The following is a 13729-nucleotide window of genomic DNA, read 5'->3' on the forward strand; positions in this document are numbered from 1 at the left end:
CCCAGTCAATAACCGACTGTTTTCGTCGAGTATATCAAAAAATCCGAGTTTTTCAATCAACCTTCAAGGGAAAGATGTTTTGTCATCGACAAACATCTAGGCTTCGCCGGATCCGGTGTGGGCCCACTCTGTGCGGACGGGATGTTGCATTGGAAACCTGAACTCTACGCCAGTTCCTGGGTTTACGCTGTAAAAACGAATATGTGCACCGAGTTTGGCCGCTCGGACCCGGAGATTGCCAAGACCCCGACCGTTGCCTGAAGCAGACGGATCGACGGAGAGGCCAATGCCATTGTCTTCGACACAAAGATACACCGCCTCGGCATCGCTGAAGGTTCGCACCGTCACCGCCGTGGCCCGCGAGTGCTTCACCACGTTGGCAAAGATCTCCTGCATGCAACGGAACAAATGCATGATGCCCCGGGAGTCCAGGGCACTCAGCGCAGGCACCTCCTGCACGTCCCACACCAGGGCAATGCCGGCCGAGTCCAGCGCCGGGGCAATCCGCTGCCGGAATGTGCCCAGGATGGTGGGCAGATCGCCCTCCATCGGCTCCAGCGAATCGAGTGTCATGCGCAATTCTTCGAGCGCGTGGTGAATCATGGCTTCCACCGAGCGGGGGTCCAGAGCGCCGCGCTGGCTGCGCACCATGTTGAGCGTCTGCACGAGCTGGCTGCCGAGCCCGTCGTGCATGTCCCGCATGAGGCGCCGCCGCTCGCCTTCCACCGCACGCTGTTGTTCAGACACCCTGAGTTGTTCGAACGCTTGCCTGAGCTCGGCCTCCCGACGGGCCACGATTTCGGCCAGCGACTGGTTGAGGCGGTGAACCTCCCGGGTGGAGGCCGTGGCCCGCTGGACCAGCACCCAGCCCAGGGTGAACATCAAGGCAAGGCTGCCGATGGACATCCAGCGGATGTCGGCATCCCCCGGGAAGTGTAGTTGTAGAACCAGAAAATCCCGCACACCGGTGATGAGGGTGAACAGCGCCACCACCATCACCAGTGCCTGGTCCTGATTGATGCGCCGCCCCCACTCCACGCGCACGAACAACATGAACAAACTCACCCCGGCGAGCAGCGCCAGCCCACCCGCCCAGATGCGGGCATAGGTGTAGCTTTCCGTCCAGAGCGCCGCCAGAAGCCAGAGGGGGCCGGAAACCAACAAAAAGTACGCCAGCCAGCGCACGACGCGCATCTGCAGCCCAAACAGTTCCTCGATGAACAGACAAAAGAAGGCCACATAGAGGTTGAAGGCCAGGCGGTACACGAAAAAATGCCACTCCGGCGACAGTGGCGATTCCAGCATGAGCAACAACAACAGACGCACCACATGCGCCAGCGAGGCGGCGGCCATCAACAAAAACAAACGCTCTTTGAGGGAATACCAAAGAAAGATCGAGATCAGCCCCATGAACACCGAGGCGATGGCCATCATCCAGCCGCCCATGACCTGCCAGATTTCCAGCACCCGATAGCGGTCGAACAACGGGTCGTGCTCACCGATCTGAAATGGCGACAGACCACTGCGTTCGAGCGGCACGCCCTGCACCTCGATGACCAGCACATTGTCTTGCGGCCGCTCGGCCAGCAGGCCCGCTGGCAAGGGGATGTGGTAGGGAAACAGGCCAGACAGAATGGTGCGATCGGCAGCGGCGTACCAACCGATGCTGAAAATCTCATGGTCGTTGAGCAGCACCCGGAATCTCGCATCGACCCGGGGCAGGAGCAGGGCCAGACGCTGACCTTCCCGGCTGTCGTAATCCAGTTCAGCCGGCCAGTTCAGCCGATAGGCCACCCTTTGGTGCCAGGGCGGGGATTCGTCGTCCAGCACATGCGGCAATTCGACCATTTTGGGTGGAATGTCGTCACGACCGATCACCGAAACCTCAATCCGGTCCACGTGCACAGCACCGGCAATCATCCCGGGCCGGGACACCCAGTACAACGCCGCCAGCAACCCCAGCAGTATCAGTCCCACCCACACATAATGGGGGAGTTGGCGCCAACCAGCCGGCAAGCGCAAGGGCTGGTATGGCATCAGATCAGGCCCCGCTCCTGGGCCACCCGAACCACCTGGACCCGGGTATGTACGGCGAGCTTGCGATACAGGTTTTTGATGTGGGTGCTGACAGTGGCCGTGCCAATGCCCAGGCGGTTGGCGATTTCCTTGTTCACATACCCTTGCGCGACCAGCTTGAGCACGTCGGTTTCGCGGTCCGAGAGGGCGGGCATGTCGGTGCTTGCCAGGTCTGCGGACGCACCGCCTCCCGAACGGAATTGCTTGAGCAGCATGCGGGCCAACAACGGTGAGATCGGGGCTCCGCCTTCCTGGATTTGTTCGATGGCCTCGATCAGTTCGCTGGGGCTGCAACCCTTGAGCACATAGCCGGTGGCGCCCATCTGTAAAGCGGTGATGAGGCGGGATTCGTCACCGAACACGGTGAAAACGAGCAACTCGGCCTCTGGCTTGGCCACGGCCAGCTGGCGCAGCATGTCCTCTCCGCGACCATCGGGCAACCCGAGGTCCACCAGAAACACGTCGGCCATGCTGATGGGCGCCATGAGCCGGGCGTGTGCAAAGGTATCCGAATGGCCCACGAGGCGCCAGTCCGGGCGCAGTTCCAGCGCCTTCTCCACGAACTGGAGAATGCTGCGATCGTCCTCGATCAGATAAATGCGCGTGATACCGGCCATCGTGGAATTTTCCGTCAAGCTGGGCAGGCAGCGCCTCACCTGAATGAGGGAGGCATGCTCACGCCGCCGGCCGCAAAGGCACGACGGGGTCGCTGCCATGCGCGCCCAGCACCCGGTCTTTCAAACGGGCCAGTTGGTCGCGCACGCGCGCCGCCTGCTCGAACTCCAGATGGCGGGCGTGCTCGAGCATCTGCTTTTCCAGCCGCTTGATTTCCTTGGCCAGGTCTTTTTCGCTCATCTCCTCCACCTCTGCCAGATGCTGGCGGGCGAGTTCGAGCTGGCGCGCTTCCTCACCCGCCTTCTCGCTGTACACACCATCGATCAGGTCTTTGATGCGTTTGACCACGCCTCTGGGCGTGATGCCGTGCGCTTCGTTGAAAGCGATCTGCTTGGCGCGGCGACGTTCGGTTTCGCCGATGGCTTGCTTCATCGAGTCGGTGATGCGGTCGGCGTAGAGGATGGCTTTGCCGTTGAGGTTGCGCGCCGCACGGCCGATGGTCTGGATCAGGCTGCGCTCGGAGCGCAGGAAGCCTTCCTTGTCGGCGTCCAGAATGGCCACCAAGGACACCTCGGGTATGTCAAGCCCCTCGCGCAGCAGGTTGATGCCGACCAGCACGTCGAAGGTGCCCAGGCGCAGATCGCGGATGATCTCCACCCGCTCCACGGTGTCCACGTCGGAATGCAGGTAGCGCACCTTCACACCGTTTTCGGTGAGGTAGTCGGTCAACTGCTCGGCCATGCGCTTGGTCAGCACGGTGATGAGCACCCGCTCCTGCCGCTCGACCCGCAGACGGATTTCCTGGAGCACGTCGTCCACCTGATGGGTGGCAGGACGCACCTCCACCTCCGGATCGACCAGGCCGGTGGGACGCACCACCTGTTCCACGATCTGCCCCGAATGCTGTTTTTCGTACTCCGCCGGGGTGGCGGAGACGAAGATGCACTGGCGCATGCGCTGCTCGAACTCCTCGAACTTGAGCGGTCGGTTGTCCAGCGCGCTGGGCAGGCGGAAGCCGTATTCCACCAGCGTGGTCTTGCGGGCGCGGTCGCCGTTGTACATGCCGCCCAACTGGCCGATCATCACATGGCTTTCGTCCAGAAACATGAGGGCGTCCTTGGGCAAATAATCTGTCAGCGTGCTCGGCGGCTCACCGGGGGCGGCACCGCTGAGGTGGCGGCTATAGTTTTCGATGCCCTTGCAGTGGCCCACCTCGCTGAGCATTTCGATGTCGAAGCGGGTGCGCTGCTCCAGCCGCTGCGCTTCCACCAGCTTGCCCATACCCACCAGCTCCTTCAAGCGCTGCTCCAGCTCGATCTTGATGCTTTCGACCGCGTTCAATACCTGCTCCCGAGGGGTGACGTAATGGCTGCTGGGGTACACGGTGAAGCGCGGAATCTTCTGCCGGATGCGCCCGGTGAGCGGGTCGAACAACTGCAGGGTTTCCACTTCGTCGTCGAAAAGTTCGATGCGGATGGCCAGTTCGGAATGCTCGGCGGGGAACACGTCGATGGTGTCGCCGCGCACGCGGAACTTGCCACGCGAAAAGTCCTGCTCGTTGCGCTGGTACTGCATGCGCACCAGTTGGGCGATGATGTCGCGCTGGCCCAGCTTGTCGCCCACGCGCAGGGTCATGATCATTTGGTGGTAGCTCTCGGGCTTGCCGATGCCATAGATGGCCGAGACCGTGGCCACGATCACCACGTCGCGCCGCTCCAGCAGGCTCTTGGTGCAGCTCAGGCGCATCTGTTCGATATGCTCGTTGATGGCGCTGTCCTTTTCGATGAACAGGTCGCGCTGCGGCACATAGGCTTCAGGCTGGTAGTAGTCGTAGTAGCTGACGAAGTATTCCACCGCGTTCCTGGGGAAGAACTCGCGGAATTCGCTGTAGAGCTGAGCGGCCAGCGTCTTGTTGGGTGCGAACACGATGGCCGGCCGCCCCAGCCGGGCGATGACGTTGGCCATGGTGAAGGTCTTGCCCGAGCCGGTCACGCCCAGCAGGGTCTGAAACACCTCGCCAGCTTGCACGCCCTCCACCAGTTGGGCAATGGCAGCGGGCTGGTCGCCGGCAGACGGGAACGGCTGGTACAGCTCGAATGGCGAACCGGGAAAAGTGACAAACGAACCTGGCGTTTCGGACATGGCAGGCATTGTGCCATTCGGCGCGAACCAGAGACGACTTCGGCAGCGGCAACCTCTTCTGACGCTGTTTGCATGAGCTATCCTTCGATTTCGTCAAAATCGATGGGGGTTTCGTGCGCAACAATGCCCTGAGCCCCTGCTGGAGCCGACATGTCACACGTGGAATGGGGCGTGCTGCTGGTGTTCTTGCTGGTGTACCTGGGCATGTTCCTGGGTGGCCTGCCTCGCCTCAAGCTCGACCGCTCCGGGGTGGCCTTGTTGGGCGCCATCGCGGTGATTGCGCTCACGGGCATGCCCATCGAAACCGCTGCCCAGGCCGTGGACCTGCCCACCCTCGTGCTGTTGTTTGCGTTCATGCTCATCTCGGCCCAGATGCGGCTGGGCGGCTTCTACACCGAGGTGACCCGGCGCGTGGCAGCGCGCCCATTGTCTGCGCCGGCACTGCTGGCGGCGCTGATCGCCGTGGCGGGCGCACTGTCGGCGGTGTTCTCGAACGATGTGGTGTGCCTGGCCATGACGCCCGTGGTGGTCCAGCTGTGCCTGCAGCGTGGCCGCAACCCGCTGCCCTTTCTCATCGGGCTGGCCTGCGCTTCCAACATCGGCTCCGCCGCCACACTGATCGGCAACCCACAGAACATGCTCATCGGATCGGTGCTGTCCATTCCTTTTGGTGCCTACCTGTGGCAGGCGCTGCCGCCGGTGCTGTTGAGCCTGATCATCCTGTGGTTGTGGCTGTTCGTGTTCCACCTTCGGCGGGACGGCTGGAAGGCGCCATCCATGCCTGCGGGGGATGCGCCTCTGGTGCCCCAGGACGCCCCGCCCTACAACCCCTGGCAAACCACCAAGGGGTTGGTCGTGGCTGGCTCGCTGATGGCGATTTTTCTGTTCACCGACTGGCCACACGAGGTGGCGGCGCTCGTTGGCGCGGGTGTGCTGCTGCTGAGCCGCAGACTGCATTCGGCGCATGTGATCGGCCTGGTGGACTGGTCGCTGCTGCTGCTGTTCATCGGCCTGTTCGTGGTCAATGCGGCCATGCAACAGACCGGCATGGCGGGTGAGGCCGTGCGCTGGCTGGGAGAGCATGGCATCGTCCTGACCGACCCCGGCGTGCTTCTCGTGCTGGGCACGGCGCTGTCCAACCTGGTGTCGAACGTACCGGCGGTCATGCTGCTGTTGCCCCACCTCGGCACCGAGCCCGGCCAGGCCGGGGTGATGCTGGCGCTGGTCAGCACCTTTGCCGGCAACCTGCTGCTGGTGGGCTCGATCGCGAACCTCATCGTCGCCGATCTTGCCGCTCGCCAGGGCGTGCGGATCGACTGGCGCCAGCATGCCGCCGTGGGCCTGCCCGTGACGCTGCTCACCCTGGCCGTGGTGTGGGCCTTCATGGGCTGATCGACACGGCCGGCCTGTGCCGGCACGGCGTCAGTCTGGGGTCTTCTGGCGGTCGGCCATGACATGGCGGATCAGCGACAGGAGCGAGCCGCCCGTGAACATCCCGAGCACATAGACGCCAATCACCAACAGGGACAGCGGCAACGTGAGCGACGCGGTGAGAAACGCCACCGTGACCGACTGGATATTCTGCAAGGTGAACACCACCACCGCAGCCGTGAACACCACGATCACGGCCGTCTTGAGCCATTTCATCATGTGCGTACTCCTGGTGAAAGCATCGCCGACATTGTGCAGCAACGTCAATGCCACAAGGCCGACAGCGGCGTCTCGGGCCCAAAGCGGTGGGCCACCTGCGCCTGGAACAACTCGGCAGTGGCCAAAGCATCGGTGAGGGCATGGTGCATGCGGTAGCGAGGCAAGCCATAGCGCATCCGGCTCGGTGACAGGCGGATCGACACGGGTGTGGCAGGCGCTGCGAACCATCGCTTCCACCAGGGCAGCGGACGCCGGTACAGCCGGGCTTCGAGCTCCATGGTGTCAATGGTCGGAAACTCGATGCCTTCGCCGGTTCGTTCCCGGATCGCCTTGTCCAGGAACCGCCGCTCGATCTCGCGGCAGTGGACCACCAGCACCCGGCCTGCCATCTGCGCCAGCACGTCGGCCAGCACCTGGTCCAGGTCCGGGGCGCGGCGCACCCGCTGCTCGGTGATGCCGTGCAAGGTCACGGCTTCGTGCCCCAGCGGCGCTCGGGGCCTGAGCAGCCAATGTCGCGCCTGACTGGCACGGATGCGGTCAAGCGAGAGCGGCACCACCCCGATGCTCACCACCTCGTCCCTTGCCAGGTCGAGACCGGTGGTCTCGACGTCGAGCGCGAGCAACGGTGCCTCCTTCAAGGGCGTCCGACCCGCAGGAGCGCCCGCCAAGTAGTAGGCTTTCAGCCTAGGGTCGCGGGTGGTATGCGCCAGCGTACGGAACCGCTCGGCCCAGTCGGCACGGTCCATGACAGTGGCATCGCCTCCGGTGCCATGGTTTTTGAGCAGGCCCGCGTGAAACATGGCCATTCAAGCGCCGTAACGGTACTTGAGGTAGTCCTGGGCGTGGCTGAGCACGGTGAAGGCATCGCGCAGGCTTTTGCGTTCGAATTCGGAGAGCCGCTCCGGCTCGATGCTGTTGCCTGGCTCGCGCCCCGCCCGCACGTCCTCGGCCTGGTTGCGCAGCCGGACATCCGACAAGAACGCGAGTGCATTGCGCAGATCTTCGCCCCGTCCGGGGGGCAGGATGCCGGCGCGGATCACGTCATCGAGCCGCTCATGGGAGTTGATGGCCTGCGAGCCGGCGGCAAGGGCATGCACCCGGATCAGATCGGTCAGGGGGGCGGTTCCGCGCCGTTTGAGGTTGACGGCGGCGGTGTGCCGGCCGTCCGGCTCGAGCACGAATTCTTTGAAGAAGCCCAGCGGGGGGGTACGCTGCACCGCGTTGCGGGCCATGCTGGCGAGGAAACGCGGATGCTGCCGGGCCGTGCGTGCCACGTACTGGCGTATGCTCTCGGCCCAGGCGGTGCGGCCATGCACGGCATCGAGGTCGAAGAAGATGCTGCCATGCAACAACCCCTCCGGCGAAGGCTGCTCGATCCATTGCTGAAAGTATTGCCGCCACACCCGCAAAGGCTGCCGCCACTTTGGCGTCGTGGCCATGATGCCGCCGCTGCAGTAAGGGTAGCCGCAGCGTGCCAGCCCGTCGGAGACGTCTCGCGCCAGTTGTTCGAAGTAAGCCCCGTGACGGTCGGGGTCGAAGGCATCGTCCAGGATCATGGCGTTGTCCTGATCGGTCAACAGCCCCTGCTCCTGCCGTGCCATCGAGCCCAGCGCCAGAAAGGCATATGGCACCGGAGGCGGCCCCAGCCGCTGTTCGGCCAGATCGAGCAGACGCTGCTTGAACGCCCGACCGATCGCAGACATGGCCCCGGCCACGATGCGCGAACCCGCCCCCTCCCCCACCATACGCACGAAACTGGCGCGCACTTCCGGTTCCAGGGCCGCCAGCTCCTCGACATCCTGCGCGCGACCGATTCGGCTGACCACGAACAAGCTGTGGTGGGATTCGTGGCGAATGATGTCCGACAAGGCCAGCACGCCGACCGGCCGCCCCTGGCGCAACACCGGAAGGTGGTGCACGTTGTGGCGCAGCATCAGCGTCATGGCCTCGAACACGGGACGGGCGGCTTCGATGGTCACCACCTCACGGGTGGCGATCTGGGCGACGGGGGTATCCAACGGCAGCCCTTGCGCCACCAGCCGGGTGCGCAGGTCACGGTCGGTCATGATCCCGGTGAGGTGGGCGGCCTCGCTGCCATCGGCCACCAGCAAGAGCGAAGACACACCCGCCTCCGTCATCCGGTGCGCTGCGGCTTGAGCGGTGACCGTATCGGCCAACAGCACCGGCTCGCGCTGTAGCAGGCTCTCCACCTGGGCCGACAGCCAGGGGTTGTCTGCTTCTTGACGCGACACCACCTTGTGCAGGCGGGTCCGGTCCTCGATCTCGACGTGATCGGCAAACACCTCATGGTGCTCGAAGAGTTCCGTGAACACCGGCTCAGGCAACAGATAAAGCAGCGTGTCTTCCTTCGCTCGGGCGGGAAAGCGCACTTTCTTGCGATGCAACAACCCAAATTCGCCGAAGTAGCCCCCTTCGGTGAGCCGGTTGTAGAGGGTGCCGTCGCGCCGGAACACCTCCACCACCCCGCTGCGCACGATGTGCCAGAACAAGGCGTCTTGGCCGAACGCCACGATCTGGGTGCCGGCTTTGCAGTAGCGCACATCGATGGCGCTGGCGATGCGCTCCAGCGTCGCCTCGTCCAGCTCCCGGAACGGCGCATGCTGCCGCAGAAAGCCAACGATCTCGTGGCGCTCGTCTTCCATCAGCTGGGTCGGGGCTCGGACGCCAGCCCTTTGACCACGGCCACCGTTGCAACCAGCAGCACGATCGCGAATGGAAAGCCGGTGGATACTGCCATGGCTTGCAGGGCGACGAGACCACCGCCCAGGATGAGCGCGATCGCCACCAACCCCTCAAACGTGCACCAAAATACGCGCTGAGGGGTGGGCGCGTCGATCTTGCCGCCGGCAGAGATCACATCGATCACCAGGGAGCCCGAATCGGATGAGGTCACGAAGAACACCACGACCAGCACGATCGCGATGAACGATGTGATCTGCGCCAGAGGCAAGGCTTCGAGCATCAGGAACAGCTGCAGCGGCAGGTCCGCCCCCGCGGCGGCTTGGTAGCCAAGCTGTACCAGTTGATGGATGGCGGTACCGCCAAACACCGTCATCCACAGCACACAGGCCAGCGAAGGCACGATCAGCACCGAAAAAATGAATTCCCGCACCGTACGACCGCGAGACACCCGAGCGATGAACATCCCCACGAACGGCGACCAGGAGATCCACCAGGCCCAGTAGAAGGCGGTCCAGCCCTGCGCGAAGTTGGCGTCATCGCGCCCAAAGGGATTGGCCAGCGCCGGCAGATAGGCCAGATAGGACACCAAATTGCTGAATACCCCCGTGAGGATGGCCAGCGTGGGCCCGACCGCCATGACGAACAGCACCAGCAGCAGGGCCAGCACCATGTTGATTTCGGACAGGCGCTTGATTCCGGCGTCCAGCCCGGCGAGCACCGAGACCAGTGCGACGGCCGTGATGCCGATCACCAACAGCACCTGGGTGGTGTTGCCCAACGGTACCCCGAACAGATGGTTCAGCCCGGCAGACGCTTGCGCCGCACCCAACCCGAGCGATGTGGCCAAGCCGAACATGGTCGCGAGCACGGCCAAAATGTCGATCACATGGCCCGGCCAACCCCACACCCGCTCGCCCAGCAGGGGATAAAACACGGAACGGATGGTCAGTGGCAAGCCTTTGTTGAACGAGAACAGCGCCAGACCCAGAGCCAGGATGGCGTAGATGGCCCATGGATGCAGGCCCCAGTGATAGATGGTGGCGGCCATGGCCAGACGCTGCGCGGCGGCGGCATCGTCGGCAGCGGCGCCGAGCGGTGCCCAATCGGTCCGCACACCACCCTCTGACGTGATGCCCCCGATGGCGCTGCCGAAATGTGCCAAGGGCTCGGAAACCCCATAGAACATCAGCCCGATCCCCATGCCCGCGGCAAACAGCATCGAAAACCAGCCGAGGTAGCTGTAATCCGGCGTGGCTTGCGTACCGCCCAGGCGCACCTTGCCCAGCGGCGAGAGCGCCACCCCCAGGCACACCAGCACGAATACGTTGCCGGCGATGATGAAGAACCAGTCCAAGCGGGAGGTCAGCCATCCGCGCAGGCTGGCGAACATCGGCTCGGCAGACGCCTGGAACATCAGGGTGAGCAGCACGAACGCCACCACCGACAAGCCCGAGACGGCGAATACCCGGTTGTGGATGTCGAGCCCGAATGGCCCGACCTTGACGACGATGTTGTCTTGGCCGATCTTGTAATCGGTGTGAATGGGATTGACCTCACCGTCGGGTCGCATGGGGTCGTGCGGGGGAGTGGACATGATGAGCCTCCTCATGTGAGGGCCGTTGGTCGGAGCCGGTCAACGCCTCCGGTCGGCCCGTGGTTTTGCAAGAGCAGCCCGGCAGAGCAGCGCGCGAATGCCGCGCTGGGCATGCCTCAAGTGTAAAGGTTACGCCGGGTTTCGGGGCAACGTCACTGGCAAACTCCCAGGGTCAGTCGGGTTCGATGTGCAGCAAGTCACACAGCATGTTCAAGTTCGGGCAGGCCAGCACACGCACCTCCTCCCCGGCCGGCCAGGGGTGTCCCTCCCGATTCACCCAGACCGCCTGCATGCCAGCCCCGATCGCGCCCACGACATCGAGCGCAAAATCGTCCCCGACATGCAGCACCGCTTCGGCCGGGACGCCGGCCAACCCAGCGGCATGGTGAAAGATGCGTGGATCGGGCTTCTTGCAACCGACCTCGCGCGCACTCACGGCGCCCACGAAATGCGCGCGCAGCCCAATCCGTTCCAGATCGGCATTGCCGTTGGACACCGACACCACCGGAAAGCGGCGGCTGAGCCGGTGCAGGGCGGGCAAGGCATCGGGGTAGAGACTCACCTTTTGCCGCTCGGCGAAAAACACCTCGAAAGCGGGCTCGGCCAGCTCAGGTGCCTCCCCGGCTTCGAGCAGGGCCCTGCGAATGGCCTCGCGGCGCAGCCGCGTCAGGTCGTGGACGTGATCTGCCCAATCGGCGTTGACGCGCTCACGGATCGCCCGGCGGCGCTGCGGGTCACTCAGCCACGCGGCGGTGGCCGGCGCGTGCAGGCAAAGCCAGGCTTGCAACGCCTGCTCCGCGCGCTCGATGGTGGGCCACACGGGCCACAGGGTGTCGTCCAGGTCGAGGGTGATCGCTCGGATGCGCGACAGGTTCAGCATAGGTCGGTAAGAATAGCGCATGGCTTTTGCAAAAGAACCTCCCTACACCCACGGCCAGCCCGCCAGAATCGGCGTCCTCCTGTGCAACCTCGGCACTCCCGAGGCGCCCACACCGTCCGCCCTGCGGCGCTATCTGGGCCAGTTTCTGTCAGACCATCGGGTGGTGGAAATCCCCAAGGCCATCTGGTGGCCTATCCTGCACGGCGTCATCCTGCGCAAGCGCCCCAAGGAATCGGCCGCCAAGTACGCCAGCATCTGGACGCCCGAAGGCTCTCCCCTCAAGGCGTGGACCGAAAAACAGACCAAGCTGCTGCGCGGCTACCTGGGCGAGCGTGGACACCACGTGGACGTGCGCTACGCCATGCGCTACGGCCAGCCATCGGTGCCGAGCCAACTCGACGCCATGAAGGCCGACGGCTGCACGCGCATTCTGGTGCTGCCGGCCTACCCGCAATACTGCGCGGCCACCACGGCCAGCGTGTACGACATGGTGTTTCGATGGGGCCTGAACACCCGCACGTTGCCGGAATTCCGTTTCGTCAACCACTACCACGACGATGCCGGTTACATCGACGCCCTGAAGGCTTCGGTACAGAAACACTGGATGGCCCATGGCCGACCCGACAAGCTGGTGATGAGTTTTCATGGCATGCCCGAACGCACCCTGCACCTGGGCGATCCCTACCACTGCGAGTGCCACAAGACGGGCCGCCTGCTGGCCGAAGCCCTGGGCCTGCAGAGAGACGAATACCTCGTCACGTTCCAATCGCGTTTCGGGCGAGCCAAATGGCTGGAGCCCTATACCGAGCCGAGCCTGGTGGCTCTCGCCGGGCAGGGCGTGGGCCGCGTGGATGTGATCTGCCCCGGTTTCAGCAGCGACTGCATCGAGACGCTGGAGGAAATCAACCAGGAAGCGCGCGAAGCCTTTCTGCACGCAGGCGGCAAGGAGTTCCACTACATCCCCTGCCTGAACGACAGCGCAGAAGGCATGCGGGCCCTGACGGCGATCTGCGAAAGACACCTGGCTGGTTGGCCTACCCAGCAGGCCCCGGCGGCCGATGAACAGCAGCGCACCCGAGCCACGGCGATGGGGGCCACGGTCTGACTGGCACCATGGCCGATCTGCATGTGCACCGTAACCACCCGTTGGGCCTGGAGGGCGCGCGCCGGTTGATCGACGCCTGGATCGCCGACGGCGAAAGCCGCTTCGGCCTGCAATGCGCACTCACGCGAACGCCCGAAGGTGATGTGGTGACGTTCAGCCGCACGGGGGTGAGCGGCACCCTCAGGGCCAGTGCTTGCGAGTTGGAGCTGTCGGCCCGTCTGGGCTTTCTGCTGCGCCCCTACGCCCAACGCATCGCCGCGGAGATCCAGCGGCAACTGGACCAGAGCATCGGCACGGCCCCCTGACCGTGAGGAGACGCTGGGCTCAGCGGCTGCGCAAACCGTCGAAACAGGTGTGCATGACGAGGTCAACGATCTCGTCATCGGAAAACTGCCCCGTGCTCTTGAGGAAACCCAGCACGGGATCGCAGGCCCGCGCATACAGGGTATAGAGCACCACAATCGGCGGCAGTCGGGGACTGATGGCGTCTTGTGCCTGCGCCGCTTCGATCCACTCGCCCAAGCGCTCACTGATGCTCATCAGCAAATCGGTGTAGGCCGTGTTCACCGTCAACGCCGCGCGCAGCGAGGAGTTTTGGCTCGGCAGCGAAGGCATTTCCCCCGCCAGTTGCACCTGCATCGTCCAGCGGGCCACCGCCTGCAGGCGCTCCAGCGGACAAGCCACGGGCTCCAGCGACAGCAGAAATGCCTGCGCCCGCTGCATGACCTTGACCATGGCCGCCGCCGCCAGGTCTTCCTTGCTGGGAAAGTGCTTGTACAGGCTGGCTTTGGCAATGCCCACCTCAGCGGCCACTTCGTCCACCGTCATGGCGTCGAAGCCCTTTTCGGCCAGCAACCGGTTCACGACGGAGACGATCGCGTCTTCCCGGGCACGCTGCATTTGCTGCCGAAACGAGACCTTCTTGGTGGATGGGGCATCCAGCGTGGTGTTCATGACCATGGAT

Annotated in this window: 12 protein-coding genes; 3 read left to right on the forward strand and 9 right to left on the reverse strand. The window is 64.1% G+C overall.

Annotation, left to right across the window (positions count from 1 at the left end; all coding sequences use genetic code 11):
• Positions 1-96: 96 nt before the first annotated feature.
• From HZS63_RS06615 to uvrB, 3 genes are read right to left on the reverse strand one after another with little or no spacing between them, the layout of a single operon-like run.
• Positions 97-2037, reverse strand: a complete 1941-nt coding sequence (locus HZS63_RS06615) for a sensor histidine kinase (RefSeq protein ID WP_180683265.1) — start codon at positions 2035-2037, stop codon at positions 97-99.
• Positions 2037-2693 (reverse strand): LuxR C-terminal-related transcriptional regulator, encoded by a 657-nt coding sequence (locus HZS63_RS06620; protein WP_180683266.1) that lies wholly within the window; start codon positions 2691-2693, stop codon positions 2037-2039. Before HZS63_RS06620 ends, HZS63_RS06615 begins: the two co-directional genes overlap by 1 nt.
• Before the next feature lie 58 nt (positions 2694-2751).
• The gene (gene uvrB, locus HZS63_RS06625; protein WP_180683267.1) at positions 2752-4833 is read right to left on the reverse strand and encodes an excinuclease ABC subunit UvrB; all 2082 of its coding nucleotides are present in this window, start codon (positions 4831-4833) and stop codon (positions 2752-2754) included.
• Positions 4834-4983: 150 nt separating this feature from the next.
• On the opposite strand from uvrB, the gene HZS63_RS06630 reads away from it, so the two are divergent.
• On the forward strand, positions 4984-6225 hold the full coding sequence (locus HZS63_RS06630) for an anion transporter (RefSeq protein WP_180683268.1): 1242 nt from the start codon (positions 4984-4986) through the stop codon (positions 6223-6225).
• Between the two features lie 30 nt (positions 6226-6255).
• Here the strand turns inward: HZS63_RS06630 and HZS63_RS06635 are convergent, their stop codons facing one another.
• From HZS63_RS06635 to HZS63_RS06655, 5 genes are all read right to left on the reverse strand, one after another.
• Complete coding sequence (locus tag HZS63_RS06635) at positions 6256-6483, reverse strand: LapA family protein (RefSeq protein ID WP_246316205.1); 228 nt, start codon at positions 6481-6483, stop codon at positions 6256-6258.
• Between the two features lie 44 nt (positions 6484-6527).
• A complete protein-coding gene (locus tag HZS63_RS06640) occupies positions 6528-7289 on the reverse strand; it encodes a 3'-5' exonuclease (RefSeq protein ID WP_219339110.1) in 762 nt (253 codons plus the stop codon).
• Complete coding sequence (locus HZS63_RS06645) at positions 7290-9146, reverse strand: DUF294 nucleotidyltransferase-like domain-containing protein (protein ID WP_180683269.1); 1857 nt, start codon at positions 9144-9146, stop codon at positions 7290-7292.
• Positions 9146-10780 (reverse strand): BCCT family transporter, encoded by a 1635-nt coding sequence (locus HZS63_RS06650; RefSeq protein ID WP_246316206.1) that lies wholly within the window; start codon positions 10778-10780, stop codon positions 9146-9148. Before HZS63_RS06650 ends, HZS63_RS06645 begins: the two co-directional genes overlap by 1 nt.
• A 172-nt stretch (positions 10781-10952) precedes the next feature.
• Entirely contained in the window at positions 10953-11681 is a 729-nt protein-coding gene (locus tag HZS63_RS06655; protein ID WP_246316207.1) for an HAD family hydrolase, read from the reverse strand.
• Here HZS63_RS06655 and hemH point away from each other — a divergent pair.
• Together hemH and HZS63_RS06665 are read left to right on the forward strand one after the other, a co-directional pair.
• Positions 11680-12765 (forward strand): ferrochelatase, encoded by a 1086-nt coding sequence (hemH, locus tag HZS63_RS06660; protein WP_180683270.1) that lies wholly within the window; start codon positions 11680-11682, stop codon positions 12763-12765. The genes HZS63_RS06655 and hemH overlap by 2 nt on opposite strands.
• A gap of 8 nt (positions 12766-12773) precedes the next feature.
• A complete protein-coding gene (locus HZS63_RS06665) occupies positions 12774-13070 on the forward strand; it encodes a polyhydroxyalkanoic acid system family protein (RefSeq protein ID WP_180683271.1) in 297 nt (98 codons plus the stop codon).
• A 19-nt stretch (positions 13071-13089) separates the two neighbouring features.
• On the opposite strand, the gene HZS63_RS06670 is transcribed toward HZS63_RS06665, so the two are convergent.
• Positions 13090-13719 (reverse strand): TetR/AcrR family transcriptional regulator, encoded by a 630-nt coding sequence (locus tag HZS63_RS06670; protein WP_246316209.1) that lies wholly within the window; start codon positions 13717-13719, stop codon positions 13090-13092.
• Positions 13720-13729: the final 10 nt, after the last annotated feature.

The sequence above is a fragment of the Tepidicella baoligensis genome (assembly GCF_013432195.1).
Taxonomy (GTDB): domain Bacteria; phylum Pseudomonadota; class Gammaproteobacteria; order Burkholderiales; family Burkholderiaceae_C; genus Tepidicella; species Tepidicella baoligensis.

Bases quoted from the DNA above. Each gene is read 5' to 3' on its own strand.
- HZS63_RS06615 (WP_180683265.1), bottom strand. From the start codon at position 2,037: ATGCCATACCAGCCCTTGCGCTTGCCGGCTGGTTGGCGCCAACTCCCC.
- HZS63_RS06620 (WP_180683266.1), bottom strand. From the start codon at position 2,693: ATGGCCGGTATCACGCGCATTTATCTGATCGAGGACGATCGCAGCATT.
- uvrB (WP_180683267.1), bottom strand. From the start codon at position 4,833: ATGTCCGAAACGCCAGGTTCGTTTGTCACTTTTCCCGGTTCGCCATTC.
- HZS63_RS06630 (WP_180683268.1), top strand. From the start codon at position 4,984: ATGTCACACGTGGAATGGGGCGTGCTGCTGGTGTTCTTGCTGGTGTAC.
- HZS63_RS06635 (WP_246316205.1), bottom strand. From the start codon at position 6,483: ATGATGAAATGGCTCAAGACGGCCGTGATCGTGGTGTTCACGGCTGCG.
- HZS63_RS06640 (WP_219339110.1), bottom strand. From the start codon at position 7,289: ATGGCCATGTTTCACGCGGGCCTGCTCAAAAACCATGGCACCGGAGGC.
- HZS63_RS06645 (WP_180683269.1), bottom strand. From the start codon at position 9,146: ATGGAAGACGAGCGCCACGAGATCGTTGGCTTTCTGCGGCAGCATGCG.
- HZS63_RS06650 (WP_246316206.1), bottom strand. From the start codon at position 10,780: ATGTCCACTCCCCCGCACGACCCCATGCGACCCGACGGTGAGGTCAAT.
- hemH (WP_180683270.1), top strand. From the start codon at position 11,680: ATGGCTTTTGCAAAAGAACCTCCCTACACCCACGGCCAGCCCGCCAGA.
- HZS63_RS06655 (WP_246316207.1), bottom strand. From the start codon at position 11,681: ATGCGCTATTCTTACCGACCTATGCTGAACCTGTCGCGCATCCGAGCG.
- HZS63_RS06665 (WP_180683271.1), top strand. From the start codon at position 12,774: ATGGCCGATCTGCATGTGCACCGTAACCACCCGTTGGGCCTGGAGGGC.
- HZS63_RS06670 (WP_246316209.1), bottom strand. From the start codon at position 13,719: ATGAACACCACGCTGGATGCCCCATCCACCAAGAAGGTCTCGTTTCGG.